24 protein-coding genes are annotated in these 24,234 nt (G+C 71.6%); 18 read left to right on the forward strand and 6 right to left on the reverse strand.

Annotated features, from left to right (window positions below):
• Positions 1-238 precede the first annotated feature (238 nt).
• A complete protein-coding gene (locus tag ABD466_RS30030; protein ID WP_344660629.1) occupies positions 239-1,111 on the reverse strand; it encodes a PSP1 domain-containing protein in 873 nt (290 codons plus the stop codon).
• Positions 1,112-1,266: 155 nt separating this feature from the next.
• On the opposite strand from ABD466_RS30030, the gene pyrE reads away from it, so the two are divergent.
• The 4 genes from pyrE to fbaA all read left to right on the forward strand — a co-directional run bounded on the left by pyrE (position 1,267) and on the right by fbaA (position 4,895).
• Positions 1,267-1,836 (forward strand): orotate phosphoribosyltransferase, encoded by a 570-nt coding sequence (pyrE, locus tag ABD466_RS30035; RefSeq protein ID WP_344660573.1) that lies wholly within the window; start codon positions 1,267-1,269, stop codon positions 1,834-1,836.
• A 122-nt stretch (positions 1,837-1,958) separates the two neighbouring features.
• Positions 1,959-2,948: a hypothetical protein gene (locus tag ABD466_RS30040; RefSeq protein ID WP_344660574.1), complete on the forward strand. Its 990-nt coding sequence runs from the start codon at positions 1,959-1,961 to the stop codon at positions 2,946-2,948.
• A 114-nt stretch (positions 2,949-3,062) separates the two neighbouring features.
• Positions 3,063-3,812, forward strand: a complete 750-nt coding sequence (locus tag ABD466_RS30045) for a DedA family protein (protein ID WP_344660575.1) — start codon at positions 3,063-3,065, stop codon at positions 3,810-3,812.
• Between the two features lie 57 nt (positions 3,813-3,869).
• A complete protein-coding gene (gene fbaA / locus ABD466_RS30050; protein ID WP_344660576.1) occupies positions 3,870-4,895 on the forward strand; it encodes a class II fructose-bisphosphate aldolase in 1,026 nt (341 codons plus the stop codon).
• 71 nt (positions 4,896-4,966) lie between these two features.
• On the opposite strand, the gene ABD466_RS30055 is transcribed toward fbaA, so the two are convergent.
• Both ABD466_RS30055 and ABD466_RS30060 read right to left on the reverse strand, forming a co-directional pair.
• Positions 4,967-5,740, reverse strand: a complete 774-nt coding sequence (locus ABD466_RS30055; RefSeq protein ID WP_344660577.1) for a GNAT family N-acetyltransferase — start codon at positions 5,738-5,740, stop codon at positions 4,967-4,969.
• 13 nt (positions 5,741-5,753) lie between these two features.
• Complete coding sequence (locus ABD466_RS30060; protein WP_344660578.1) at positions 5,754-7,004, reverse strand: FUSC family protein; 1,251 nt, start codon at positions 7,002-7,004, stop codon at positions 5,754-5,756.
• A 186-nt stretch (positions 7,005-7,190) separates the two neighbouring features.
• Between ABD466_RS30060 and ABD466_RS30065 the strand changes: the two genes are divergently transcribed.
• The 12 genes from ABD466_RS30065 (at position 7,191) to ABD466_RS30120 (ending at position 17,978) form a co-directional block, all read left to right on the forward strand.
• On the forward strand, positions 7,191-8,078 hold the full coding sequence (locus ABD466_RS30065; protein ID WP_344660579.1) for a Rossmann-like and DUF2520 domain-containing protein: 888 nt from the start codon (positions 7,191-7,193) through the stop codon (positions 8,076-8,078).
• Positions 8,075-8,956: a pantoate--beta-alanine ligase gene (panC, locus tag ABD466_RS30070; RefSeq protein WP_344660580.1), complete on the forward strand. Its 882-nt coding sequence runs from the start codon at positions 8,075-8,077 to the stop codon at positions 8,954-8,956. The genes ABD466_RS30065 and panC overlap by 4 nt, the downstream gene beginning before the upstream one ends.
• Complete coding sequence (gene panD / locus ABD466_RS30075) at positions 8,956-9,375, forward strand: aspartate 1-decarboxylase (protein ID WP_344660581.1); 420 nt, start codon at positions 8,956-8,958, stop codon at positions 9,373-9,375. Before panC ends, panD begins: the two co-directional genes overlap by 1 nt.
• A gap of 39 nt (positions 9,376-9,414) precedes the next feature.
• Entirely contained in the window at positions 9,415-11,088 is a 1,674-nt protein-coding gene (locus ABD466_RS30080) for an L-aspartate oxidase (protein WP_344660582.1), read from the forward strand.
• Positions 11,088-11,996: a carboxylating nicotinate-nucleotide diphosphorylase gene (gene nadC / locus ABD466_RS30085; protein WP_344660583.1), complete on the forward strand. Its 909-nt coding sequence runs from the start codon at positions 11,088-11,090 to the stop codon at positions 11,994-11,996. The genes ABD466_RS30080 and nadC overlap by 1 nt, the downstream gene beginning before the upstream one ends.
• A 4-nt stretch (positions 11,997-12,000) precedes the next feature.
• Positions 12,001-12,789, forward strand: coding sequence for a type III pantothenate kinase (locus ABD466_RS30090; protein ID WP_344660584.1), 789 nt, complete (start codon positions 12,001-12,003; stop codon positions 12,787-12,789).
• A gap of 20 nt (positions 12,790-12,809) precedes the next feature.
• Complete coding sequence (locus ABD466_RS30095; RefSeq protein WP_344660585.1) at positions 12,810-13,838, forward strand: hypothetical protein; 1,029 nt, start codon at positions 12,810-12,812, stop codon at positions 13,836-13,838.
• Between the two features lie 80 nt (positions 13,839-13,918).
• Entirely contained in the window at positions 13,919-15,439 is a 1,521-nt protein-coding gene (lysX, locus tag ABD466_RS30100) for a bifunctional lysylphosphatidylglycerol synthetase/lysine--tRNA ligase LysX (protein WP_344660586.1), read from the forward strand.
• A 51-nt stretch (positions 15,440-15,490) separates the two neighbouring features.
• Entirely contained in the window at positions 15,491-15,679 is a 189-nt protein-coding gene (locus ABD466_RS30105; protein ID WP_344660587.1) for a hypothetical protein, read from the forward strand.
• Positions 15,680-15,700: 21 nt separating this feature from the next.
• Positions 15,701-17,029, forward strand: a complete 1,329-nt coding sequence (locus ABD466_RS30110) for a globin domain-containing protein (protein ID WP_344660588.1) — start codon at positions 15,701-15,703, stop codon at positions 17,027-17,029.
• On the forward strand, positions 17,026-17,544 hold the full coding sequence (locus tag ABD466_RS30115) for an amino-acid N-acetyltransferase (protein WP_344660589.1): 519 nt from the start codon (positions 17,026-17,028) through the stop codon (positions 17,542-17,544). Before ABD466_RS30110 ends, ABD466_RS30115 begins: the two co-directional genes overlap by 4 nt.
• Before the next feature lie 98 nt (positions 17,545-17,642).
• The gene (locus tag ABD466_RS30120) at positions 17,643-17,978 is read left to right on the forward strand and encodes a histone-like nucleoid-structuring protein Lsr2 (RefSeq protein WP_344660590.1); all 336 of its coding nucleotides are present in this window, start codon (positions 17,643-17,645) and stop codon (positions 17,976-17,978) included.
• Positions 17,979-18,149: 171 nt separating this feature from the next.
• Here the strand turns inward: ABD466_RS30120 and ABD466_RS30125 are convergent, their stop codons facing one another.
• Positions 18,150-18,617: a hypothetical protein gene (locus tag ABD466_RS30125; RefSeq protein WP_344660591.1), complete on the reverse strand. Its 468-nt coding sequence runs from the start codon at positions 18,615-18,617 to the stop codon at positions 18,150-18,152.
• A gap of 315 nt (positions 18,618-18,932) precedes the next feature.
• On the opposite strand from ABD466_RS30125, the gene ABD466_RS30130 reads away from it, so the two are divergent.
• Complete coding sequence (locus ABD466_RS30130) at positions 18,933-21,488, forward strand: ATP-dependent Clp protease ATP-binding subunit (protein WP_425558783.1); 2,556 nt, start codon at positions 18,933-18,935, stop codon at positions 21,486-21,488.
• A gap of 311 nt (positions 21,489-21,799) precedes the next feature.
• Here ABD466_RS30130 and ABD466_RS30135 read toward each other — a convergent pair whose 3' ends face one another.
• Together ABD466_RS30135 and ABD466_RS30140 are read right to left on the reverse strand one after the other, a co-directional pair.
• Positions 21,800-22,510, reverse strand: a complete 711-nt coding sequence (locus ABD466_RS30135) for a chaplin family protein (protein WP_344660592.1) — start codon at positions 22,508-22,510, stop codon at positions 21,800-21,802.
• A gap of 158 nt (positions 22,511-22,668) precedes the next feature.
• Positions 22,669-23,268 (reverse strand): YbhB/YbcL family Raf kinase inhibitor-like protein, encoded by a 600-nt coding sequence (locus ABD466_RS30140; RefSeq protein ID WP_344660593.1) that lies wholly within the window; start codon positions 23,266-23,268, stop codon positions 22,669-22,671.
• On the opposite strand from ABD466_RS30140, the gene ABD466_RS30145 reads away from it, so the two are divergent.
• Complete coding sequence (locus tag ABD466_RS30145) at positions 23,267-24,223, forward strand: helix-turn-helix transcriptional regulator (protein WP_344660594.1); 957 nt, start codon at positions 23,267-23,269, stop codon at positions 24,221-24,223. The genes ABD466_RS30140 and ABD466_RS30145 overlap by 2 nt on opposite strands.
• Positions 24,224-24,234 lie beyond the last annotated feature (11 nt).

Raw genomic sequence — 24,234 nt, forward strand, 5'->3', positions numbered from 1 at the left:
TTCTGGTCCGCGGCCGAGCGCCCGTGAGATGGCTGTTGTGGAGCGTCGTCTGTCGCCCGCATAGCGCGCCCTCCGACGATGACCGCCTCGGGTCGACGACCACCTGGGCCGCCACACGACGGCTACAGGGCGTGATCGAAACTGCGGTCTCCCACTCACCGTCGCACGGCGGTCGCGGCCAAAATAGGGCTGAAAGTCCCTTAAGTCGCGAGTGGTTCAGTCCCGCACGCGCAGAGCGCTACTGGCCAGCAGCATCGTCCTCAGCGTCCCACCTCATGGAGCCGTCTTTACGGGACGACTCGTACTCCTGCCGCGATCCGCAAACCGAGGCGAGCGAGCACGAGCACGTGCGGCCGGTCTCGTCCAGCCGCACCTTCACCGTCTCCGACGGCACGTTCAGCCCGACCACCCGTCCCGGCCCCTCCGGTGTCATCACCTTCTCTCCGCGCGCCGGGGCGTTCGCCTTCGTGTCGATGTACAACGGGTGCTCGTACTTCAGGCAGCACATCAGCCGTCCGCACGCCCCCGAGATCTTCAGCGGGTTCACCGGCAGGTCCTGGTCCTTGGCCATCCGCACCGACACCGGCTCGAAGTCCTTCAGGAACGTCGAGCAGCACGTGTCGCGTCCGCACGGGCCGATCCCGCCCTGGATCCGCGCCTCGTCCCGGGCGCCCAGCTGCCGCAGCTCGATCCGCGCGTCCAGTTCCCGGGCCAGCGTCCGCACCAGCTCGCGGAAGTCGACGTACTGCGGCGCGGAGAAGTACACGGTGATCTGCTTCTCGGCCTCCACGTAGTCCACGCCGACGACCTTCATCGGCAGGCCCTGCTCGCGGATCTGGCGCTTGGCCACCACGCGTGCCCGGGCCCGCCGCTCCCGGCCGCGCTCGTCGCGCGCCAGGTCGTCCGGGCTCGCGAAGCCGACCAGGTCCTCCAGGCCGCCGATCTCCGCGTCCTCATACGTGTCCACCCACTGCGGCGCCCAGATGCACTCGGCGACCTCGGGTCCGGCGGAGGTCGGGACCAGCACCTTGTCCCCGACCCGCGGGGTGATCGGTCCCGGCGCGTAGTAATAGAGACGGCCATAGCGGGTGAAGCTGACGGCACACATCATCGCCACGGACGGCTCCCAAAAGCAGACAACTAGACAGCTTCGGCCACGGCACGGACACCGCGCTCACCCGGTCGAGCCTAGGCGTAGTCCGCCGCCTGAGGCGAGAGGCAGTCCTGGGCGGCGACGCGGCGGCTACCCTTAGTACCCTTAAGGACATGTCTCACGCGCCGATCGTCGCCCAGCCCAGCCCCGCCCGCGAAGCCCTCCTCAAGGAGATCCAGGCCAAGGCGGTGGTGCGCGGAGAAGTCACCCTTTCCTCCGGTCTGAAGGCCGACTGGTACCTCGACCTGCGCCGGATCACTCTGGACGGCGCCGCGGCTCCGCTGGTCGGCATCACGATGCTGGAGCTCACCAAGGACCTGGAGTTCGACGCGGTCGGCGGCCTGACCATGGGCGCGGACCCGGTGGCCGGGGCGATGCTGCACGCCGCGGCCGCGCAGGGCCGGGCCCTGGACGCGTTCGTCGTCCGCAAGACCGCCAAGGCGCACGGCATGCAGCGCCGCATCGAGGGCCCGGAGGTGGCCGGCCGCCGGGTGCTGGCCGTCGAGGACACCTCGACCACCGGCGGTTCGCCGCTGGAGGCGGTGCGCGCGCTCCGCGAGGCCGGCGCCGAGGTGGTGGCGGTGGCCACCATCGTGGACCGGGCCACCGGGGCCGCCGAGGCGATCGCGGCCGAACAGCTTCCTTACTACACGGCCTATACGTTGGACGACCTGGGCGTGTAGTACTTGAGAAAGGGGCGGGCGGTTCGGCACGGACTCTTTGCCGAACCGACGCAACCGGAAGGGCGCCTCGTGCGTCTACCTGCCGGAATCTTTGCGGGTGTCAACACTTTGGGGTGCGGGCTGTGGAACAGCGGGACGAGCTAGAGATCGAGACGAGACTGCGCGCCGCACTGACCGCGCGCAGCGAACTCGTCACGCATTCCACGCTCCGGCCCGGCATCCCGCCGAACGAGCACACCGCGGGACTGAAGGCCAAGCGCGCCGGGCTGTGGTCCTGGCGACGGTTCCTGGTGCCCGCCACCGTCGCCGCCGCGCTGGTCGGCGGCGTTTTCGTGGGGGCCCAGCTGCCGGACGACAAGAGCAACACCGTCGGCGCGGGGTCCGGCGGGACCTCGGTGCCCGGTTCCACGGCCCCGTCGACCGCGGCCGCGCCGGACACCCAGGCGACCCAGCCCAGCGCGCAGGGCGCTCCGAGCACCGAGAGCAGCCAGAGTGCCACGCCCACGCCGGCCGCGGCCGAGACGTCGGTCGCCACGCTGCACTTCGCGCTCGCCGACGGCTGGCAGGTCGCGCCGCTCGACGCCACCTCGGCGTGCGTCACGCCCAAGGCCAAGGCCGCCGGCGCGGCGCCGAGCGGCGCGAGCACCACCGGCGCCGGAGGTGGCGCCGCCGCGGCGGCCGCCGGCCTGCCCTGCGGTGTGGACGCGCTGTACCTCAAGTCCGACGCCGCTTCGGACGCGTGGCCGCGCAGCACCGCGACCAAGGCCACCGGCTGGTGGCCGAAGGCCGTGGACGCCGCCTCGGACATCACCTGCCCGACCGCCAAGCCCGGCTCCGCCGACAAGGTCCAGGACTCCATGCCGTTGCGCTCGTCCGCGAAGTACGTGCTGGGCGGCGCGGGGAGCTCGGCGGGGGCCCAGACCGCCGTCTACCACGAGTGGGCGGTGACGTGTGACCAGGGCTCCGGCGTGCGGCCGATGCTGTGGGAGCTGGTCCCGGCCGGCGGTACGGCGGGCGGCCCGAAGGCCGCCGTGGTGACGGTGGTGTCATCCGACCCCGCCTATGACGCGGCGCTGCTGGGTATGGTGGGCTCGCTGCACCTGGCGGGTTGACCGGAGCGCTCCAGGCCCGTCTCGGATCGTCCCGGCTCGCCCCGGCCCGGTTCCCCCGGGCTCGTCCCCGTCCATCTGCCACACGCTGTAGTAACGACAAGGTAGCCTCGACCTGTGACCTCCTCCCTGGCCGCCCACCTGCTGGCCTTCAATCCGATCTCCGCGACGGACTGGATCAACGCGCTCGGCAACTTCGCCGTGCTCGGCGTCTGCGCGATCATCTTCGCCGAGACCGGCCTCATGGTCGGTTTCTTCCTGCCCGGCGACTCGCTGCTGTTCATCGCCGGTCTGCTCACCCTGTCGGGCAAGAGCTCCGACGGGGTGACCAACACCCACCACCTGTCGCTGCCGCTGCTCATGGTCGCCGTGCCGGTCTGCGCGGTCGCCGGGGCCCAGCTGGGTCACTTCCTCGGCGCCCGTTTCGGGCGGCCGCTGTTCGACAAGCCGGACAGCCGCCTGTTCAAGCGCGAGCACGTGGACAAGGCCGAGGACGTGTTCAACAAGTACGGCCCGACCAAGGCCGTGGTGCTGGCGCGCTTCATCCCGATCGTGCGCACCTTCATGAACCCGGTGGCCGGGGTGCTGGAGATGCCCGCCAAGAAGTTCTTCGTCGCCAACGTGATCGGCGGTGTGATCTGGGCCGAGGGTGTGCTGCTGCTGGGCCGGCTGGCCAGCAACGCGATCAGCGCCGACAAGGTCGACAAGTACATCATCCCGATCACGCTGGTCATCGTGCTGCTCTCGGTCACGCCGATCTTCTTCGAGTGGCGCAAGGCCCGCAAGGCCGGGGCCGGCGCGCCCGCCGCGGCCGGCGGGGACGACCGCGATTCGGTCGCTTCGGGCGGACGGCACCGAAGCCGCTAAACTGCGCCCCAGCAGCGCTAATCCGAGTGCGACCGTCCCAACCGAGGAGACAGAGCGATGGCTATCGCGACCCCTGAGGTCTACCGCGAGATGCTGGACCGGGCCAAGGCCGGCCGGTTCGCCTACCCCGCGATCAACGTGACCTCCTCCCAGACGCTGAACGCCGCGCTGCGCGGCTTCGCCGAGGCCGAGAGCGACGGCATCATCCAGGTCTCCACGGGCGGGGCGGAGTACCTGTCCGGCTCGCTGAAGAACATGGTCGACGGCTCGGTCGCGCTCGCCGAATTCGCGCACGTGGTGGCCGCGAAGTACGACATCACGGTGGCCCTGCACACCGACCACTGCCCGAAGGACAAGCTCGACGGCTTCATGCGGCCGCTGGTCGACATCTCCGCCGAGCGCGTGAAGGCCGGTCAGAACCCGCTGTTCCAGTCCCACATGTGGGACGGCTCGGCGGTGGCGCTGGACGAGAACCTGCAGATCGCGCAGGAGCTGCTCGCCAAGTGTGCCGCGGCGAACATCATCATGGAGCTGGAGATCGGCGTCGTCGGCGGCGAGGAGGACGGCGTCGCCAACGAGATCAACGAGAAGCTCTACACCACCGCCGAGGACGTCCTGCGCACCGCGGACGCCATCGGCCTGGGCGAGAAGGGCCGCTACCTGCTGGCGGCCACCTTCGGCAACGTGCACGGCGTCTACAAGCCGGGCAACGTCAAGCTCCGCCCGAGCATCCTGAAGGACATCCAGGACGCGGTCGCGGCCAAGCACCCCGGCCACGGTGACAAGCCCTTCGACCTGGTCTTCCACGGCGGCTCCGGCTCCACCCTGGAGGAGATCCGCGAGGCGCTGGACTACGGCGTGGTGAAGATGAACATCGACACCGACACGCAGTACGCCTTCACCCGGCCGGTGGCCGACCACATGTTCAAGAACTACGACGGCGTCCTGAAGGTCGACGGCGAGGTCGGCAACAAGAAGACCTACGACCCGCGCACCTACGGCAAGTCGGCGGAGGCGGCGATGGCGGCCCGCGTCGTCGAGGCCTGCCAGGACCTGCGTTCCGTGGGGACGAAGCTGAAGTAGTCCGACCGGTCCGAGACAGTCAGGGCGCGCTCCTTATATAAGGGGCGCGCCCTACTGCGTTTTCTGGGGAGTCAGGAGTTGTAGCGAGTGCGGGTCGAGAAGCGCTCGAACCCCAGTCGACGGTAGACCGGCGCGCCCAGCGCGGTCGCCGTCAGCGTCACCGACTCCGCGCCGTCCTGGAACACCGAGCGCACCGGCGCGGCCGAGACCAGGGCGCCGAGGCCGCGGTTGCGGGCCTCGGTCTTGGTCGCGACCCAGAACAGGCCCGCGGTCTCCTCGTGGCGGAAGGCCATGGCGCAGGCGGCCGGAGCGCCGTCCAGGTACGCGACGTAGGCGTGGACGCGGGGGTCCAGGAGCACGGCGTGCGACGCGAAGTGCAGCACCGACTCCGGGTCCTGATCGGCCTCGGCCCGCAGAGCGCGGTGGACGTCGCCGAACGCGTCGGCCGTCGCCGCGTCCGCGACCCGCACCAGCTCGACGCCGGGCGCGGGCTCGGGCAGCGCGGGGGGCGTCGCGGTCGCCATGTCTTCGAGCTCGATGCCGCGCGTCAGACCGGCGGCTTCGGCGGCGGCCACCAGGTCCGGGTCGCCTTCCAGGGACAGCCAGAGGTTCAGGTGGCTGCCGTGCTCGTCGTCGAAGGCGCGCAGGGCGGCGATCGCCTTCTCGGCCGGCACGCCGCGGTCGAAGCGGCGCGCCGAGCTGTAGAACAGCGACCGCACGAACGGATACGCCGACGCGACCATGAACAGCCCGGCGTCCTCACGGACGACCGCGCCGTCCTCGTGGGCTGCGAAGTGCCGGGCGGCGGCGAGCGAGGTGCGGTCGACCTGGTCCAGGAAAGTCATACGCTGATCATCTCTAAGTCGAGGCGCTCGCCACCGGCGCGGGCGCGATCGGCGGGATGGCGAGGGTGTGCGGACCGCCCACCGGGTCCAGTTCGTAGAGCATCCGGCGGGCGTTGTCGAGCAGGGCGCCGTGGACCGACCAGCGCTCGACCGCGTGCGCCCCTATCGGCAGCATGTCCTCTATCGCCGAGAGCTGGTGGTCGTCCGCGGCGGTGATGATGACCTTCAGCTCCTCCAGCACCTGACGGCTGTTGCGGTCCGGGATCTGGAGGCGGCCGAAGCGGTTGAGGGCCCGGCCGACGTCGAGCAGCAGTATCCCCAGCGCCCGGGGGACCTCGGTGGTGGCCGGGAGCCCGCGGTTGCCGTTGGCCAGGTCGTACAGGCCCCGGAGCAGGCCGTTGAGCTGCGCGGCGACGTGGCTCAGGCAGATCGCGGCCTGGTCCACGCGGTTCACCTCGGCCTCCAGCGACGAGCGGCGCGGGTGGTAGCGGACCGCCTCCTCGGCCTGGTCGGCGACGTCCTCGGTGTCCTGGGAGTCGCCGAACAGGCCGCGCGAGCGGTCCAGCCACTTGCGGGCGTCGGCCGCGGTCCAGGTGCCGTCGCGCAGCGCGATGGCCACGTCCCGGCACAGCTGGGCCAGGTCGTCGGCGAGGTCGGCCAGCTCCTTGGCCGCGGTGTCGCTGTACGTCGGAGGGGCCACCGCGGCGTTCGCGACGATCCCCACGCCGGCGCCGATCAGCGTGTCCCAGACCCGCTCCAGGCCGTAGCCCCGGCCCAGGCTGTAGACCAGCAGCGAAGTGGTGGCGACCTGGTTGACCTGGGTGCCCAGGCGCAGCGTCCGGCCGATCATCAGCGCGATGATCACCATGACGGACAGCGTGTACCAGCTCAGCTCGACGTAGTTGGCCAGCGCCAGGGCCGCGAACACGCCCAGCACCACGGCCGCGACCTGCTGCAGGCCGCGGCGGAAGGTCTGGTAGATCGTCACCTGTATCGTGATCAGCACCGCGACCGGCGCCAGGACGGCGTGCACCTGCGGGCTGCCGTGGTAGATCACGTGTTTGGCCAGCTCCCAGGCCACGGCGCAGGCCAGGGCGGTCTTCAGGGTCTGGCGGAACGCGTCCCGCTCGCGCCGGAACCAGTGCCGCACGCCGTGCAGCCGCAGCGCCCGCACGGAGCGCTCGACGCCGGCGCGCAGGGTGGTCTGGCCACGGCCCAGCATCTCCCGGGTGAACTCGCCGACCGAGCCCGCGTCGCGTGGCATGGGTAGATCTTGGCAGAACGGAAGTCGAACCCGTCAGACCAGCTCGGATACCGGAAAACGCCGCGTCCCCCGCGCGCCGCGGTGGGCGAGTGGTGACCGGCGGGCTCCGACGGGATACCCTGATCCCGCCATCATTTTGATACGACCGGTACCCCCGCGGACTGGATCGACAGATATCGAGAGCCCATGGATTCCGCAGAGTCCCGCCTGGCGGTCGGCGTGGTCGGCACCGGCCGCGTCGGCGCGGCCCTCGGCGCCGCCCTGCAGCGCGCCGGCCACCGCGTGGTCGCCGCCTCGGGCGTGTCCGAGGCGTCCCGCCGCCGCGCCGACAAGCTGCTGCCCGGCGTCCCGCTCCTGCCGCCGCAGGACGTGGTACGGGCCGCCGATCTGCTGTTGCTCACCGTCCCCGACGACATACTGCCCGGCCTGGTCGAGGGCCTGGCCGCGACCGGCTCGGTGCGGCCCGGCACCATCCTGGTCCACACCTCCGGCCGGCACGGGTACGCCGTCCTGGACCCCGCCACCCGGGCCGGGGCGCTCCCGCTGGCGCTGCACCCGGCGATGACCTTCACCGGCACCGAGGTGGACGTCGCGCGCCTGGCCGGCTGCTCCTTCGGCGTCACCGCCCCGGACCCGCTGCGCCCCATCGCCGAGGCGCTGGTGGTGGAGATGGGCGGCGAGCCGGAGTGGATAGAGGAGGCGGCCCGGCCGCTCTACCACGCCGCCCTGGCCTACGGCTCCAACTACCTGATCACCCTGGTCGCGCAGGCCGAGGACCTGCTGGCGGCGGCCGGAGTGCGCGAGCCCGGCCGGATGCTGGGCCCGCTGCTCGGCGCCGCCCTGGACAACGCGCTGCGCTCCGGCGACCTGGCCCTGACCGGCCCCGTGGTCCGCGGCGACGCCGGGACCGTGGCCGCGCACCTGGCCGTCCTCCGCAAAGAGGACCCGCAGGCCGCCCAGGGCTACCGCGCGCTCGGCCGGCTGACCGCCGACCGCGCGCTGGCCTCCGGGCAGCTGTCCGCCGAGAAAGCCGAATCCCTGCTCGGAGTGCTGAACAAGGAGGCCGACGCATGACCGCGCTCGTTTCCACCCGGGCCGGGCTCCAGCCCTACCTGGACGGCTTCGCCAACGGCCGCAGGGGCGTCGTGATGACGATGGGCGCCCTGCACGAGGGCCATCTGGAGCTGCTGCGGCAGGCCCGGCACGACTGCGACCTGGTCGTCGCCACCATCTTCGTGAACCCGCTGCAGTTCGGCCCGAACGAGGACTTCGACCGCTACCCGCGCACCCTCGACGACGATCTGAAGCTGTGCGCCGAGGCCGGTGTGGACGTGGCCTTCGCGCCGTCCGTCGACGACGTCTACCCCGGCGGACAGCCGATCGTGAAGGTCGCCCCGGGGCCGATGGGCGAGGTCCTGGAGGGCGAGTTCCGCCCCGGGTTCTTCACCGGTGTGCTCACCGTGGTGAACAAGCTCCTCAATCTGACGCGTCCGGACGCCGCGTTCTTCGGCGAGAAGGACGCCCAGCAGCTGGCCCTGGTCCGCCGCATGGTGCTGGACCTGAACATGCCGGTGGAGATCGTCGGCGTGCCGACCGTGCGCGACGCCGACGGCCTGGCCAAGTCCAGCCGCAACCGCTATCTGGGCTCCGAGGAGCGCACCATCGCGCTCAGCCTCTCGCGGGCGCTGTTCGCGGGCCGGGACGCGGCCGCCGGGGGAGCCGGCGCCGACGCCGTCCGGGCGGCCGCGGACGCGGTGCTCGCCGAGCCCGTCGCCGCCGGCCGGCTCAGCGTGGACTACCTCGCGCTAGTCGACCCCGAGGACTTTTCCGAGGTGCCTCCAGCGTTCACAGGTGATGCTGTGCTCGCGATGGCGGCCCGCGTCGGCGGCACCCGCCTGATCGACAACGTCCCCCTCACCCTCACCGTCTCCTCACACCCCGGAGCGCACTGATGTACCGCACGATGCTCAAGTCCAAGGTCCACCGGGCCACGGTCACCCAGGCCGACCTGCACTACGTCGGCTCGGTCACCGTCGACGAGGACCTGATGGACGCCGCGGACCTGCTGCCCGGCGAGCAGGTCGCGATCGTCGACATCGACAACGGCGCCCGCCTGGAGACGTACGTCATACCCGGGGCCCGCGGCACCGGCGTGATCGGCATCAACGGCGCGGCCGCGCGCCTGGTGCACCCCGGAGACCTCGTCATCCTGATCTCCTACATGCAAGTGGACGACGCCGAGGCGCGTACGCTTCAGCCGAAGGTGGTGCACGTCGACACCGAGAACCGGATCATCGCCCTGGGCGCCGATCCGGCCGAGGCGATCCCGGGCTCGGAGGTCCTGACCCGGGGCGACGTGACCGCGAACTGACGGGTACCGGCGATCGGTACGGAGACGGGTGGGCGAGAGATGGTCCAGCGGCTGAGGGCGCCCCGGCCGGGGTGGCGGGCGTACGCGGACACGGTCGTGGTGGGATCCGGCGTGGCCGGCATCACCGCGGCGCTGGCGGCGCGCCAGGCGGGCAGCGTCCTGCTGGTGACGAAGGCCCGCCTGAAAGACGGCTCGACGCGCTGGGCCCAGGGCGGCATCGCCGCCGCGCTCGGCGTCGGCGACAGCCCCGAGGCGCACATGCGCGACACCCTGGTCGCCGGCGCCGGGGTCTGCGACGAGGACGCGGTGCGGATCCTGGTCACCGAGGGCCCGGCGGCGGTGCGCCGCCTGATCGCCCTGGGCGCCGAGTTCGACAAGACCGCCGACGGCTCCATAGCGCTGGGCCGCGAGGGCGGGCACCTGGCCGACCGGATCGCGCACGCCGGCGGCGACGCCACCGGCAAGGAGATCTCCCGGGCCCTGATCGCGGCCCTGGAGCACACCATCGGCGAGATCGAGGTCATCGACCACGCGCTGGTGCTGGACCTGCTCAAGGACGAGGACGGCGGCGCGGCCGGCGTCACCGTGCACGTCATGGGCGAGGGCGCGCGCGACGGCGTGGGCGCGGTGCACGCCAAGGCCGTGGTGCTGGCCACCGGCGGCATGGGCCAGGTCTTCGACGCCACCACCAACCCGTCGGTGGCCACCGGCGACGGCGTGGCCATGGCGCTGCGGGCCGGCGCCCGGGTGGCCGACCTGGAGTTCGTGCAGTTCCACCCGACCGTGATGTGGCTCGGCGGCGCGGCCCGCGGCCAGCAGCCGCTGATCTCCGAGGCGGTCCGCGGCGAGGGCGCGCACCTGGTGGACGCCGCCGGCGTGCGGTTCATGGTCGGGCAGCACCCGCTGGCCGAGCTGGCGCCGCGCGACGTCGTCGCCAAGGGCATCATGCGGCGGATGGCCGAGACCGGCGAGCCGCACATGTGGCTGGACGCCCGCACCGGCGTGGCGGAGTTCTCCGAGGAGTTCTGGGCCCAGCGCTTCCCGACCATCCTCGAGTCCTGCCTCAAGCACGGCATCGACCCGGCGAAGGACCGGATCCCGGTCGCGCCGGCCGAACACTACGCCTCCGGCGGCATCCGCACCGACACCTGGGGCCGCACCTCCATACCCCGGCTCTACGCCTGCGGCGAGGCCGCGTGCACCGGGGTGCACGGCGCCAACCGCCTGGCGTCCAACTCGCTGCTGGAGGGCCTGGTCTTCGCCGAGCGGATCGGCGCCGACCTGGCCAAGGGGCTGCCCTGGACCGAGACGCCGGTCCCGGTCGAGGCGCCGGCCGACGCCCAGGACGTGCTGCTGGAGCCCGGCGTGATGGCCGAGGTGCAGCACACCATGACGACCGGCGCCGGCGTGCTGCGCAGCGCGCAGTCCCTGGACCGGACCGCCGACGAGCTGGAGCGGCTCGCCGCCCGGACCGCCGACAGCCCGCACGTGGAGGCGTGGGAGGCCACCAACCTCCATCTGCTGGCCAGCGCCCTGGTGAAGGGCGCCGCCCTGAGGAACGAGACACGCGGCTCGCATTGGCGCGAGGATTTCCCGGAAAGCGCCGACCGGTGGCTGGTGCGCCTGGTCCACCACCTGGACCCGGCCACCGGACGGCTGGTCACCGAGAAACAACCGCTGCGCAGCGCGGAGACGGATGGAGTGAGGCCCTGATGAGCTCGTTGTCCCCGGAGACCGCCAAGGCCCTGGCCGACGCCGGCCTGGACCCGGACTATGTGGTTTCGGTCATCATGATGGCGCTGGACGAGGATCTGGCCGACGGCCCGGACGCCACGACCGAGGCGACCGTCCCGGCCGCCGCCACGGCCACCGCCGACTTCACGGCGCGGGCCGCGGGCGTGGCCGCCGGCGTGCCGGTCGCCGCCGCCGTGTTCGACCTGATCTCCCAGGGCACCGCCAAGGTCACGCGGGTCGCCCGGGACGGCGACCGCGTCGAGCCCGGCTCGGTGCTGCTCACCGTCACCGGCGGCACCCGCGATCTGCTGACCGGCGAGCGCACCGCGCTCAACCTCCTGTGCCACCTGTCCGGTGTCGCCAGCCAGACCCGGCTCTGGGTGGACGCGGTCGAGGGCACCGGGGCGAAGATCCGCGACACCCGCAAGACCACCCCGGGCCTGCGCGCCCTGGAGAAGTACGCGGTCCGCTGCGGCGGCGGTGTGAACCACCGGATGTCGCTGTCCGACGCCGGGCTGGTCAAGGACAACCACGTGGTGGCCGCCGGCGGCGTCGTCGAGGCCTTCGAGGCGCTCCGCAAGGCCCGCCCCGAGCTGCCGATCGAGGTCGAGATCGACTCCCTCGACCAGCTGCCGGGCGTGCTCGCGGCCGGGGCCGAGCTGATCCTGCTGGACAACTTCACACCGGAGCGGATGCGCGCCGCCGTGCAGATCACGGGGCGCAACGAGCTCTACGGCCGGACCCGGCTGGAGGCCTCCGGCGGCCTGACCCTGGACCAGGCGCGGGCCGTGGCCGAGACCGGCGTGGACTACATCTCGGTGGGCGCGCTGACCCACTCGGCACCGATCCTGGACATCGGCTCGGACTTCCGCGAAGAAGGGAAGTAGCCCCGTGCTCCTGACCATAGACGTCGGCAACACCCAGACCGTCTACGGCCTGTTCGACGGCGAGGAGATCGTCGAGCACTGGCGCGTGGCCACCGACCCGCGGCGCACCTCCGACGAGCTGTCGGTGATGACCCAGGGCCTGCTGAACCAGCACCCGACGGCCGGCAAGCCGGGCGGCCTGTCCGGCCTGTCGATCTGCTCCACGGTGCCCTCGGTGCTGCACGAGATGCGGGACATGAGCCGCCGCCACTACGGCGACGTACCGACCGTGCTGGTGGAACCGGGGGTGAAGACCGGCGTCCCGATCCTGGTCGACAACCCCAAGGAGGTCGGCGCCGACCGCATCATGAACGCCCTCGCCGCGCACTACCTGTACGAGGGCCCGGTCATCGTCGTCGACTTCGGCACCGCGACCTCCTTCGACGCGGTCTCGGCCAAGGGCGAGTTCCTGGGCGGGGCCATAGCGCCGGGCATCGAGATATCGGTCGAGGCCCTGGGCATGCGCGGGGCCCAGCTGCGGAAGATCGAGCTGACCAAGCCGCGCAGCATCATCGGCAAGAACACCGTCGAGTGCATGCAGTCCGGGATCCTGTACGGCTTCGCCGGTCAGGTGGACGGCGTCGTGCACCGCATGGCCGAGGAGATGGCCGAGGACCCGGACGACGTCACCGTGGTGGCCACCGGCGGGCTGGCGTCGCTGGTGCTGGACGAGTCCGACGTGATCGACGCGCACGAGCCGTGGCTCACGCTGGTCGGGCTGCGGCTGGTGTACGAGCGCAACACCGGGAACTGACGAAGACCCACGGGGGGCTGATGGAAACGTCGGAGATCGTCTCGGCGGCCGAGATGCTGCTGGGGACCGGGCTGAGCGGTCCGGTGGATCTGGGCGGCAGCCTGCGGAGCACGGTTCTGCGGGTCCGCCGGGCCGACGACGGCGCGACGGTGATCCTCAAGGCGCACGGGGAGCAGGGAGCCTACGCCGCCGAGTCCGGCGGACTGCGGTTCACCGACCTGGGCCCGCGCCTGCTGGCCGCCGACGACGAGCTCCGGCTGATCGTCATGGAGGACCTCGGCACGGCACGGAACCTCGCAGACGTTCTGCTGGGCGGGGACGAGAAGGAGGCTCGCACGGCGCTCGTCGAGTGGGCCACCGTCTACGGGCGGATGGCGGCCGCCAGCGTCGGGCGCGGGCATGAGCTGTCCACTGCGCCGGATCCGTGGCTCGAGGAGTACGTCGGGAAGTTCTCCGCCTTCCTGGAAGGGCTCGGCATCGCGGCGCCGGACGGTCTCGACGCGATCACCGCGCTCCAGGGCGACCGCTTCCAGGTCTTCTCGCCCGGCGACATCTGCCCGGACAACAACCTTCTGACCGCCGAGGGGCTGCGGCCCATCGACTTCGAGGGCGCCGGCTTCCACTCGGTGTTCCTGGACGCCGCCTACACCCGGATGCCGTTCGCCACCTGCTGGTGTGTGTTCCGCCTTCCCAAGACGTTCTCGCTGGAGGCCGAGCGGGCGTACCGCGGCGAGGTCGTCGCGGCGTACCCCGAGCTCGCCGACGACCGGGTATGGCGGCCCGGCGTCCGGCTCGCGACCGTGGCGTTCGTCGCCGCGATGACGGTGGCGCTGTTCGACCGCGTCCGCGAGGAGGACCGCCCGATGCACCGCACCCGGAAGGTCGCCAGCATCCGCGAGATCCTCCGCTACCGCTGGGACACCACGGCCGCCGCGCTCGAGCGGGCCGGTGAGCTCCCGGCCGTCGCGGCCGCCTTCCGCGCGCTGCTGGCCGCGACCGGGCACTGGCGCGCGGCCGACCTGCCCGCCTACCCGGCCTTCGGCGGCTGACCGTCCGCGGCCGGGCGCCACGTAACCACTGACTGGTATTCGGTTGCGAGCCGCGGAACCGGGCCAAGTAGCCTTGACCCATGACCGAAACCACCCCGCCTCCGGCGCAGCCCGAGTCCGACGCTCCCGAGCAGATCCGCATCCGCCGGGAGAAGCTGGACAAACTGCGCGAGCGCGGGGTGGATCCGTATCCGGTGGGCTACCCGCGGACCACGGCCATCGCCGAGCTGCGGGCGGAGTACACCGGCCTGGAGCCCGACACCGCCACCGGGCGGCAGGTCGGGGTCACCGGCCGGGTCGTGCTGTCCCGCACCGGCGGCAAGCTGTGCTTCGCCACGCTGCGCGAGGGCGAGTTCGAGATCCAGGCCATGTTCTCCCTGGACCGGCTCGGCCCGGAGTCGCTGGACGCCTGGAAGGGCGACATCGACCTCGGCGACCTCGTGGGCGTCACCGGCGAGGTCATCACCTCGCGGCGCGGCGAGCTCTCCATCATGGTCGACAGCTGGGCGATCACCGCGAAGTGCCTGCGGCCGCTGCCGGACAAGCACAAGGGCCTGACCGATCCGGAGGCCCGGGTGCGGCAGCGGTACGTCGACCTGATCGTGAACCCCGAGGCGCGGCGGATGCTGTTCACGCGCTCGGACCTGGTGCGCTCGCTGCGCGGCAGCCTGGCCGACCGCGGCTACACCGAGGTCGAGACGCCGATGCTGCAGCCGATCCACGGCGGCGCCAACGCCCGGCCGTTCGAGACCCACATCAACGCCTACGACATGAAGCTCTACCTGCGCATCGCGCCGGAGCTGTACCTGAAGCGGCTGCTGGTCGGCGGGGTGGAGAAGGTCTTCGAGATCAACCGCAACTTCCGCAACGAGGGCGCGGACTCCACGCACAGCCCCGAGTTCACCATGCTGGAGGCCTACGAGGTCTACGGCGACTACAACGTCATGCAGAAGCTGACGCAGCAGGTGATCCAGGAGGGCGCGGAGGCCATCTTCGGCGCCCAGGTGGCGCGCCGGGTGAACGCCGAGGGCGAGGTCGAGGAGTTCGACATCAGCGGCGAGTGGCGCTCGACCACGGTCAACGAGGCGATCTCCGAGGCGCTCGGCGAAGAGGTGAGCGCGGACAGCGAGATCGGTGCGCTGAAGAAGCTGTGCGACGCCGCCGGCATCCCCTACGCGCCGGACTGGACCCGCGGCCAGGTCGTGCTCGAGATGTACGAGCACCTGGTCGAGGACAAGACCGTGCTGCCGACGTTCTACCGGGACTTCCCGAAGGACGTCTCGCCGCTGACCCGGGCGCACCGCGCCGACCCGCGGCTGGCCGAGCGCTGGGACCTGGTCGGCTGGGGCGCGGAGATGGGCACCGGCTACTCCGAGCTGATCGACCCGGTCGACCAGCGCGCGCGGTTCACCGAGCAGTCGCTGCTGGCCGCCGGGGGCGACCCGGAGGCGATGCAGCTGGACGAGGACTTCCTGCGGGCGCTGGAGTACGCCATGCCGCCGGCCGGCGGCATCGGAGCCGGCATCGACCGGATCCTGATGGCGCTGACCGGCAAGCTGATTCGGGAGACCATCCTGTTCCCGTTCGTCAAGCCCGTGTAAAACATTCCGACAGGGTTCTCAATCACCTCGTCCCGAGGGGGAAGCGACACGATGATGGGCAATGCGGGGCTATATGTGCCCTCGATCCTGATGGCGGGCGTGTTCATCTATGTGATCCGGCTCATCGTCGTGTCGCAGAACCCTCAGAAGCGTGCCGAGGCGCGCGCCCGGGAACTCGAAGCGGAACGGAACGACCCGCGGTTCGGACCGAAGGACGGTACGCGGTCCGGCGCCGCATAGCGTCCCTGTAATGTGGCGCGCGTGACGGAAGTTCTGGCTGTGGACGGCGAATCCCTCAACGACGATCTGATGGCCCACCGCGCGCAAGCCCTGACGCTGGTCCGGCAGGGATTCGCGGCCGTCGTGGCCCGGCCGGAGGTATTCACGGCCGCCTTGTACGAGGACTTCTTCACCTCGAACCCGCGCTATCAGAAGTACTTCGTCGGCGATCCGAAGCGCCGCGACGAGCGGACCCTGGAGGTCGCCGAGCGGGTCGTCACCGAACTGGACCGCCCCGGCGCCCTGCTTCCCCTGTTGCGCCGCCTCGCGCTGGAGTACCGCAAGTACGGGGTGCGCGAACCGCACTACCGCGCCTTCGCCGGGTCGGTGATGACGGCCCTGGAGCGCACCATAGGTGAGGCGTGGACCTACGAGGCCGCTGTGGCCTGGGTGGACGAGCTGACGATGGTGGCCTCGGCGATGCTCGGGATCGCCGCCGAGGCCGACGCCCAGGGGCCCGCCTACTGGGAGGCCGAAGTGGTCGCCGTAGACCGAATGGCGGAGGACGTGGTCCGGCTTCGGGCCAAGACCGCTTTCCCGTATCCGTACCAGGCCGGGCAGTACGCCGCCATCGAACTCGGGCGGCTGCCGTGGGTGTGGCGGGACTTCTCGTTCGCCGCGGCGCCCGCCGAGGAGCAGGGTGCGGAGCACTCCGTCCTGGAGTTCCACGTCCAGCGCTCCGAGAGCGGCCGGCTGAGCGCCGTGGTGCACGACGAACTGGAGGTCGGCGACCGGATCCGGATCGCGGCCCCGGTCGGTGAGCTGGCGTTCCCGGCCGGCGCCTCGCGTCTGATCGCGGTCGGGCACGGGACCGGGCTCGCGCCGATCGTGGCGCTCCTGGAGGAGGCCGCGCGGACCGGGGACGACCGGCCGGTGCACGTGGTGGTGGGGGACTCGCTGCGGGCCGCCAAGCCGGCGAAGAAGTCCGCGGCGAAGAAGACGGCCGCCGAGAAGGCCGCGCCGGCCGCGGGCAAGGCGGCCTCCGGCGCCGCGAAGAAGACCGCCAAGACCGCGAAGGCCGCCAAGGCGGGCCCGGTCCCCGCCGAGGACGCCGGCGACACCCACTACCTGGCCGAACGCCTGGCCGAGCTGGCCGCCGCGCACGGCAACGCGACCGTGGTCCACCTGGGCGCCGCCGAGGAGCTGCCCCAGCACTTGGACGAGTACGTCCGGGCGCTGGCCGGCGGGGGGACGCTGTCCGGGTGGGGCGGCGTGGCCGTGGGCTCGACCGCGACGGTCCAGGCCTGCCTCGACGTCCTGGCGTCCGCCGGGGCCGATCCCGCCGATGTGAGAAGCGACCTGTTCGGATGACTCCAGCCCCCCGGCCCTCCGATTTCACCGTGCGCCGGGCCCGCACCGACGATGTCACGGCGATCCGGGAACTCCTCGGCCGTTACAAAGGCATCCTCCTGGACAAGCCGGACGTCACACTTTTCGAGGACATCCAGGAGTTCTGGGTGGCCGAACACGACGGCGACGGCCGAATCGTCGGCTGCGGGGCGCTGCACGTCTTCTGGCTGGATCTCGCGGAAGTGCGCACGCTGGCGGTGGACCCGGAATGCCGCGGGATGGGGATCGGCGCGCGAATCCTTGACAAACTAGTGCGTACCGCCGCGCGCATCGGGGTCCGGCGGCTGTTCTGCCTCACCTTCGAAGTGGACTTCTTCGCCGCGCACGGATTCACCGAGATCAGCGGGGTCCCGGTCCCGCCCCAGATCGAAGCCGAACTGTCGTTGTCGGCGGACGGCGGGGTCGCGGAGTTCCTGGACTTGGAGCAGGTCAAACCCAACACTCTGGGCAATACGCGCATGCTGCGGATCTTGTAGGACGGTGCGCGCACCGCGAGACGGGATTTGATTTCACCAGCGGAATGCGCTTTGCTGACTGGCGGAATAACCCGTACCCGAGAAAGGCGGGCCGCCCGATGGCCAAGCGCACGACCGTGGTGATTCACGACGACCTCGACGGCTCCGAGGGTGCCAGCACCGTGAAGTTCGGCCTCGACGGGAAGTCCTACGAGATCGATCTCTCGGAGGGGCACGAGAAGGAATTGCGCAAGGTGCTCGAGAAGTACGTCGCCGCCGCGACCCAGGTGACGGCGCACAACGCCGCCTCCTCCGGCCGGCGGAAGTACGGCACCGGTCCGGCGCGGCGGGACACCAAGCACATCCGTGAATGGCTGCGCTCCCAGGGCGTGGAAATCAGCGACCGGGGCCGTATTCCGACCGACCTCATGAATCGCTACAACGCCGCCCACTAATAGCGTCCGCGGCGAGCCCGGTCGAACGGTCGGCCTGGTTCGCCCCGGGCCGGCCGGGCGGCCCGCACTTCAGGGTGATCTTCCGCGCCCTGGGCGGGGTCTCAGAGCGGTTCGCGCCGCGATCCCCGCATCTTTGCCCGGGGACGGCGCCCCGGCGCGCTGAGCGCCCGCTCAGCGGGCCGCGGCGACAGCCAGCCGGTGGCAGGCGGCCGCGATGGTGGCCAGCAGCGCGATCAGTTCCGGCGGCTCGGGCAGCCCGGGTGTCGGATAGGCGTCACGCCGCGCGGCCGTCCCCTCGGACCCGGCGGGCCCGGGACTTCCAGCGGCCCCGTCGGCCCCCTCGGCCCCGCCGTCCCCCGGACGCTGCATCGGCACCGTGGCCGGGTGCAGCCAGCGCACCGGCGGATCGGTCAGCTCGGCCTCGGCGACCGCGGTCAGGTCCAGCCGCACCCCGCCCCAGTCCAGCCACTCCAGCAGCTCCGGCAGGTCCTCGGCACCCCCGGTGGCCACGTAGAACAGCACCCGCCCGCCGGCGGACAGCGCCACCGGCCCCGGGGCCACCGCCGGCTGCCCGTACCCCAGCAGTCTCGCCAGCGCCTCGCGCCCCGCGGCTTCCGGTACGGAGACCACGTCCGGCATGTGGATCGACCTCCCCGTTCGCTCTTGGCGTACACCCTATTCGGGTCTTCCACCCCGGCACCGGGAACACCACGTCAGAGGCGGCGAGTTGGACTGACGGAAGGCCTTGCGGGACGCGGCGGCCGGACCCACCCCGGGTAAGTCGCGCCACCTGCGAGGGAAGGCGGGACTAGCATCGGTTGCGAGCCCGCCTGTACCCCAGGCGGGGACAACTGGTTTGGCACCGCACGGAACTAGCAACACACCAGGGCAAGCGAACGATCGCAGTTACTGGATCCACACGTCAGCCCGCGACGCTCCGGGGAGCGATGAGGAATGTTCGAACGGTTCACCGACCGCGCACGGCGCGTCGTCGTCCTGGCCCAGGAAGAGGCCAGGATGCTCAACCACAACTACATCGGGACCGAGCACATCCTCCTCGGCCTCATCCACGAGGGTGAGGGTGTGGCCGCCAAGGCCCTGGAGAGCCTCGGCATCTCGCTGGAGGCGGTCCGCCAGCAGGTGGAGGAGATCATCGGCCAGGGCCAGCAGGCCCCGTCCGGCCACATCCCCTTCACCCCGCGTGCCAAGAAGGTCCTGGAGCTGTCGCTGCGCGAGGCGCTGCAGCTGGGCCACAACTACATCGGCACCGAGCACATCCTGCTCGGCCTGATCCGCGAGGGCGAGGGTGTCGCGGCACAGGTGCTGGTGAAGCTGGGCGCGGACCTGAACCGGGTGCGCCAGCAGGTCATCCAGCTGCTGTCCGGCTACTCCGGCGGCGGCAAGGAGGCCGCGGCGGCCGGCGGCCCGGCCGAGGGCACGCCGTCCACCTCCCTGGTGCTGGACCAGTTCGGCCGTAACCTGACCCAGGCCGCCCGCGAGGGCAAGCTTGACCCGGTGATCGGGCGCGAGAAGGAGATCGAGCGGGTCATGCAGGTGCTGTCCCGCCGCACCAAGAACAACCCGGTGCTGATCGGCGAGCCCGGCGTCGGCAAGACCGCGGTGGTCGAGGGCCTGGCCCAGGCCATCGTCAAGGGCGAGGTCCCGGAGACGCTCAAGGACAAGCACCTGTACACCCTGGACCTCGGCGCCCTGGTCGCCGGCTCCCGGTACCGCGGTGACTTCGAGGAGCGCCTGAAGAAGGTGCTCAAGGAGATCCGCACCCGTGGCGACATCGTCCTGTTCATCGACGAGCTGCACACGCTGGTCGGCGCGGGCGCGGCGGAGGGCGCCATCGACGCGGCGTCGATCCTGAAGCCGATGCTGGCCCGCGGCGAGCTGCAGACCATCGGTGCGACCACGCTGGACGAGTACCGCAAGTACGTCGAGAAGGACGCCGCCCTGGAGCGCCGCTTCCAGCCGATCCAGGTGGCCGAGCCCTCGGTGGCGCACACCATCGAGATCCTCAAGGGCCTGCGCGACCGCTACGAGGCGCACCACCGGGTGTCCATCACCGACGGCGCCCTGGTGGCCGCGGCGACCCTGGCCGAGCGCTACATCTCCGACCGGTTCCTGCCGGACAAGGCCATCGACCTGATCGACGAGGCCGGCTCCCGGATGCGGATCCGCCGGATGACCGCGCCGCCGGACCTGCGCGAGTTCGACGACAAGATCGCGAACGTGCGCAAGGAGAAGGAGTCCGCGATCGACGCGCAGGACTTCGAGAAGGCCGCGGCCCTGCGCGACCAGGAGAAGCAGCTCCAGGGCGCCAAGGCGCGCCGGGAGAAGGAGTGGAAGCAGGGCGACCTGGACGTCGTGGCCGAGGTCGACGAGGAGCTGATCGCCGAGGTCCTGGCGACCGCCACCGGCATCCCGGTGTTCAAGCTCACCGAGGAGGAGACCTCCCGCCTGCTGCGCATGGAGGACGAGCTGCACAAGCGCGTCATCGGCCAGGACCAGGCCATCAAGGGCCTGTCCCAGGCGATCCGGCGCACGCGTGCGGGCCTGAAGGACCCGAAGCGCCCCGGCGGTTCGTTCATCTTCGCCGGCCCGTCCGGCGTCGGTAAGACCGAGCTGGCCAAGGCGCTGGCGGAGTTCCTGTTCGGCGACGAGGACGCGCTGATCCAGCTGGACATGTCCGAGTTCTCCGAGAAGCACACCGTCTCGCGGCTGTTCGGCTCCCCGCCCGGATACGTCGGCTACGAGGAGGGCGGCCAGCTCACCGAGAAGGTGCGCCGCAAGCCGTTCTCGGTGGTGCTGTTCGACGAGGTCGAGAAGGCGCACCCGGACATCTTCAACTCGCTGCTGCAGATCCTGGAGGACGGCCGCCTGACCGACTCCCAGGGCCGGGTCGTGGACTTCAAGAACACGGTGATCATCATGACCACCAACCTGGGCACCCGGGACATCTCCAAGGGCTTCGGCCTGGGCTTCGCGGCCCAGGGCGACACCAAGGCCCCGTACGAGCGGATGAAGGCGAAGGTCAACGACGAGCTGAAGCAGCACTTCCGCCCCGAGTTCCTGAACCGCGTCGACGACACCGTGGTCTTCCCGCAGCTGTCGACGACCGACATCAAGGCGATCGTGGACCTGATGATGAGCAAGGTCGACGCCCGCCTGAAGGACAAGGACATGGGCATCGTCCTCACCGACGACGCCAAGGGCCTGATCGCGGAGCTGGGCTACGACGCGGTGCTGGGCGCCCGCCCGCTGCGCCGCGCGATCCAGCGCTACATCGAGGACCCGCTGTCCGAGAAGATCCTGTTCGGCGAGGTGCGCGCCGGCCAGCTGATCACGGTGGACGTCTCCAAGGAGACCGGTGCCGCCGAGTCCGACCAGCGGTTCACGTTCACCGCCGGCCCGAAGGAGAACGTGCCGGAGGACGCCTCGCAGCTGGAGTCCGGGACGCTGCCGCCGGCCGCGCCGGAGGCCACGCCGCCGGTCAGCGCCTGACGCCGGGCCGGCCGCCGGCACCGGCGGCCGGTAGCCGGTAGCCGGTAGCCCGGAGGACGACGAAGGCCGCCCACCCCGTACGCGGGTGGGCGTCCTTCATGCTGTCCAGTGTCCTGACCGTGGGCCCGTTCCGGAGTGACGTCGGCTCCGGCGCGGGGGGATCCCGCGGTTGCGCTGCTGAACAGGTCCTGCCAGGGGGTCCGGCCGGCTACCGCGTACGGTCCCCGCCGGGGGCCGCGGTGCTCGGAAGGTCCGGCTCCAGCCGTGTTCCAGCCGTGTTCCAGCCGCGTTCAGTCGCGTTCAGTCGCGTTCTAGGCGGCGTGCGGCGGGCACGGCACCGGGGGCGGCGGGCCCATCGGGGGCGGACCCATCGGCGGCGGGTCCATCGAGGGCGGGCCCATGGGCGGAGTCCCCGCCGGCGGGCCCATCGGCGGTCCGGAGTGCTCGGGCCCGCCGTTCACGCAGGTGTTGCCGTCGGCCTGGTCGTGGAACCCGATCAGCGCGATCGAGTCCCCGCAGACCGAGATCGGCGCGTTCGCGGCCAGCTGCAGGACGTTGCCGGAGACCAGGCCGGGGGAGTCGACCGCCGCGCCGTGGGCGACGGCCGCGGTGTGCCCGTCCACGCAGTGGTCGCCGTCCGCCTGCACCGCGGCGGCGACCGCCGCGGCGTCCAGGCCGCAGGCCTCCACCGGGACGTTCGCGGCCAGCGAGCCGACGTTGCCGGACACGGCGCCGGGGCTGTGCGCGGCGAACCCGTCGGCCGCGGCGCGGCCGCCGAGCACCCGGCAGTCGTCGCCGTACGCGCCGTCGAGCGCGGCGCCGGCCGCGCCGGTGTCCCCGCAGACCTGGATCGGGGCGTCGCCCGCTCCCTGGACCGTGTTGCCGGCGACGGCGCCGGGGCTGTCAGCCGTCAAGCCGTTGACCGTGGCGGACGTCGCCGCGCTGGCGGCGGCCGCGCCGCCCAGGACCACTGTGCCGGTCGCGACCGACAGCAGCAGGCCCTTCCTGACAAAGGCGTGCATGGATCTTCCTCGGATGTCGTGGATTGAGGGGAGCCGACAACGACTCCCCGGGGCCTCAACGACATCTCCGGAGCTCCGGTAACGGACATCCGGGCGGATAACGGCCGGATGTCCACCATCCGGCAGACACGAGGCCTTTTTGATACGCCTGTCGCAGGCTACTGCTTCGCCAGGACCGTCATCTCGGCCACCCCGATGACGTGCCGTCCCAGCACGAACCCGGACAGCGCGGTGCTGGTGCCGGCCGAGGGCAGGCCCAGGTCGGCGGTGTCCAGCGCCAGCACGCGGATCTTGTAGTGGTGGGTGACGTCGCCGGCCGGCGGGCACGGCCCGTCGTAGAAGGCGTCGCCGCCGTCGTTCACGCCCACCACGGTCCCGGCCGGGACCGGCGCCTGGCCGCCGAAGGTGCTCGTGCCGGCCGGGATGTCCCAGGCCCGCCAGTGCGAGAACCCGCTGCCGGTGGGGGCGTCCGGGTCGAACATCTCCACGGCGAAGCTCTTGGTGGCGGCCGGGGCGCCGGACCAGGCCAGCCGCGGTGTGGTCTCCGGACCCGCGCACACGTCGGCGGCCGGGAACCAGCCGCCGTCGGTCAGGTCGGGGGACGTGACCTTGAAGTGCGCCGCGGACTTCTGGATCCCGTTGCGCACCGGGCTGTAGCCGAACTTGTCGCAGACCACCGCGTAGGCGGTCGCGGCCCCGGCGGCGAATGTGGCGGCGGTCGCAACGCCGGCGACCGTGACCTTCGTCTTCTTGTTCATGGGTCACGAGTCTCGCGTCGGCGGGGAAGTCCAGGGAGAGTCTTCGAAGCCTGGTACCCCGCGTACCACCCGCCGGAACGCGCTGGGGGAGTTCCTGGTCGCCATGCGCGGCCGGCTGAGCCCGGACGACGTGGGGCTGCGCAGCACCGGCCGCCGCCGCACCCCGGGCCTGCGCCGCCAGGAGGTGGCCGAACTGGCCGCGGTGAGCATCGACTGGTACATCCGGCTGGAGCAGGGCCGGGCCGGCGCCCCCGGCTCCGGCGTGCTGGACGCCATCGGCGAAGCGCTCCGCCTGTCGCCGGCCGAGCGCGAGTACCTGCACCTGACGGCGCGCGGCGAGGCACCCCCGCGCCGGCTGCCCTGCCCCACCGCCGAGGTGGCGTCCTCCCTGCGCGCGGTCCTGGACGGCATGCCCCTGCTCCCGGCCTACATCATCGACCACTGTTTCGACATCCTGGCCCACAACGCCGCCGCCTCGGCCATGTTCGGCGAGGACTTCGGCAGGGGCCCGGCCGCCAACGCGGCCCATCTGCTGTTCCTGGATCCGGGCTCGCGCCGCACCCAGCTGTCGTGGCAGCAGATCGCCCGCGAGACGGTCGGCGCGCTCCGTGCGAACCTGGCCCGCTACCCGCATGACGCCCGTCTCGAGGAGCTGGTCGCCGAGCTGCGCGACCAGAGCCCTGAGTTCGCCGGCTGGTGGGAAGACCACACCGTCGACGAACGCACCAGCGGGGTGAAGCGCATCGCGCATCCCACCGCGGGCCTGATGACGGTCGCCTACGACATGCTCGCCGCCGGCGGCGGAGCCGAGCAGCGCATCGTGGTGCTGACACCCGTCGACGCGGTGACGGAGCAGAGGCTGCGGTCTTTGGTGGCCGGGTACTCGTGGCGGGCGGCGCGGCGTGGGGGCGGCAGAGACGGCGCGGAGGGGATCGCCGGGTCGCTGGCGGGGTGACGGTCAGGGCT

The organism is Catenulispora subtropica (genome assembly GCF_039531675.1).
Classification (GTDB): domain Bacteria; phylum Actinomycetota; class Actinomycetes; order Streptomycetales; family Catenulisporaceae; genus Catenulispora; species Catenulispora subtropica.

Excerpts from the sequence above, each read along its gene's own strand:
- ABD466_RS30030 (WP_344660629.1), bottom strand. The coding sequence starts at position 1,111 with ATGATGTGTGCCGTCAGCTTCACCCGCTATGGCCGTCTCTATTACTAC.
- pyrE (WP_344660573.1), top strand. The coding sequence starts at position 1,267 with ATGTCTCACGCGCCGATCGTCGCCCAGCCCAGCCCCGCCCGCGAAGCC.
- fbaA (WP_344660576.1), top strand. The coding sequence starts at position 3,870 with ATGGCTATCGCGACCCCTGAGGTCTACCGCGAGATGCTGGACCGGGCC.
- ABD466_RS30055 (WP_344660577.1), bottom strand. The coding sequence starts at position 5,740 with ATGACTTTCCTGGACCAGGTCGACCGCACCTCGCTCGCCGCCGCCCGG.
- ABD466_RS30060 (WP_344660578.1), bottom strand. The coding sequence starts at position 7,004 with ATGCCACGCGACGCGGGCTCGGTCGGCGAGTTCACCCGGGAGATGCTG.
- ABD466_RS30065 (WP_344660579.1), top strand. The coding sequence starts at position 7,191 with ATGGATTCCGCAGAGTCCCGCCTGGCGGTCGGCGTGGTCGGCACCGGC.
- panC (WP_344660580.1), top strand. The coding sequence starts at position 8,075 with ATGACCGCGCTCGTTTCCACCCGGGCCGGGCTCCAGCCCTACCTGGAC.
- panD (WP_344660581.1), top strand. The coding sequence starts at position 8,956 with ATGTACCGCACGATGCTCAAGTCCAAGGTCCACCGGGCCACGGTCACC.
- ABD466_RS30080 (WP_344660582.1), top strand. The coding sequence starts at position 9,415 with ATGGTCCAGCGGCTGAGGGCGCCCCGGCCGGGGTGGCGGGCGTACGCG.
- nadC (WP_344660583.1), top strand. The coding sequence starts at position 11,088 with ATGAGCTCGTTGTCCCCGGAGACCGCCAAGGCCCTGGCCGACGCCGGC.
- ABD466_RS30095 (WP_344660585.1), top strand. The coding sequence starts at position 12,810 with ATGGAAACGTCGGAGATCGTCTCGGCGGCCGAGATGCTGCTGGGGACC.
- lysX (WP_344660586.1), top strand. The coding sequence starts at position 13,919 with ATGACCGAAACCACCCCGCCTCCGGCGCAGCCCGAGTCCGACGCTCCC.
- ABD466_RS30105 (WP_344660587.1), top strand. The coding sequence starts at position 15,491 with ATGATGGGCAATGCGGGGCTATATGTGCCCTCGATCCTGATGGCGGGC.
- ABD466_RS30115 (WP_344660589.1), top strand. The coding sequence starts at position 17,026 with ATGACTCCAGCCCCCCGGCCCTCCGATTTCACCGTGCGCCGGGCCCGC.
- ABD466_RS30120 (WP_344660590.1), top strand. The coding sequence starts at position 17,643 with ATGGCCAAGCGCACGACCGTGGTGATTCACGACGACCTCGACGGCTCC.
- ABD466_RS30125 (WP_344660591.1), bottom strand. The coding sequence starts at position 18,617 with ATGCCGGACGTGGTCTCCGTACCGGAAGCCGCGGGGCGCGAGGCGCTG.
- ABD466_RS30130 (WP_425558783.1), top strand. The coding sequence starts at position 18,933 with ATGTTCGAACGGTTCACCGACCGCGCACGGCGCGTCGTCGTCCTGGCC.
- ABD466_RS30135 (WP_344660592.1), bottom strand. The coding sequence starts at position 22,510 with ATGCACGCCTTTGTCAGGAAGGGCCTGCTGCTGTCGGTCGCGACCGGC.
- ABD466_RS30145 (WP_344660594.1), top strand. The coding sequence starts at position 23,267 with ATGGGTCACGAGTCTCGCGTCGGCGGGGAAGTCCAGGGAGAGTCTTCG.
- ABD466_RS30140 (WP_344660593.1), bottom strand. The coding sequence starts at position 23,268 with ATGAACAAGAAGACGAAGGTCACGGTCGCCGGCGTTGCGACCGCCGCC.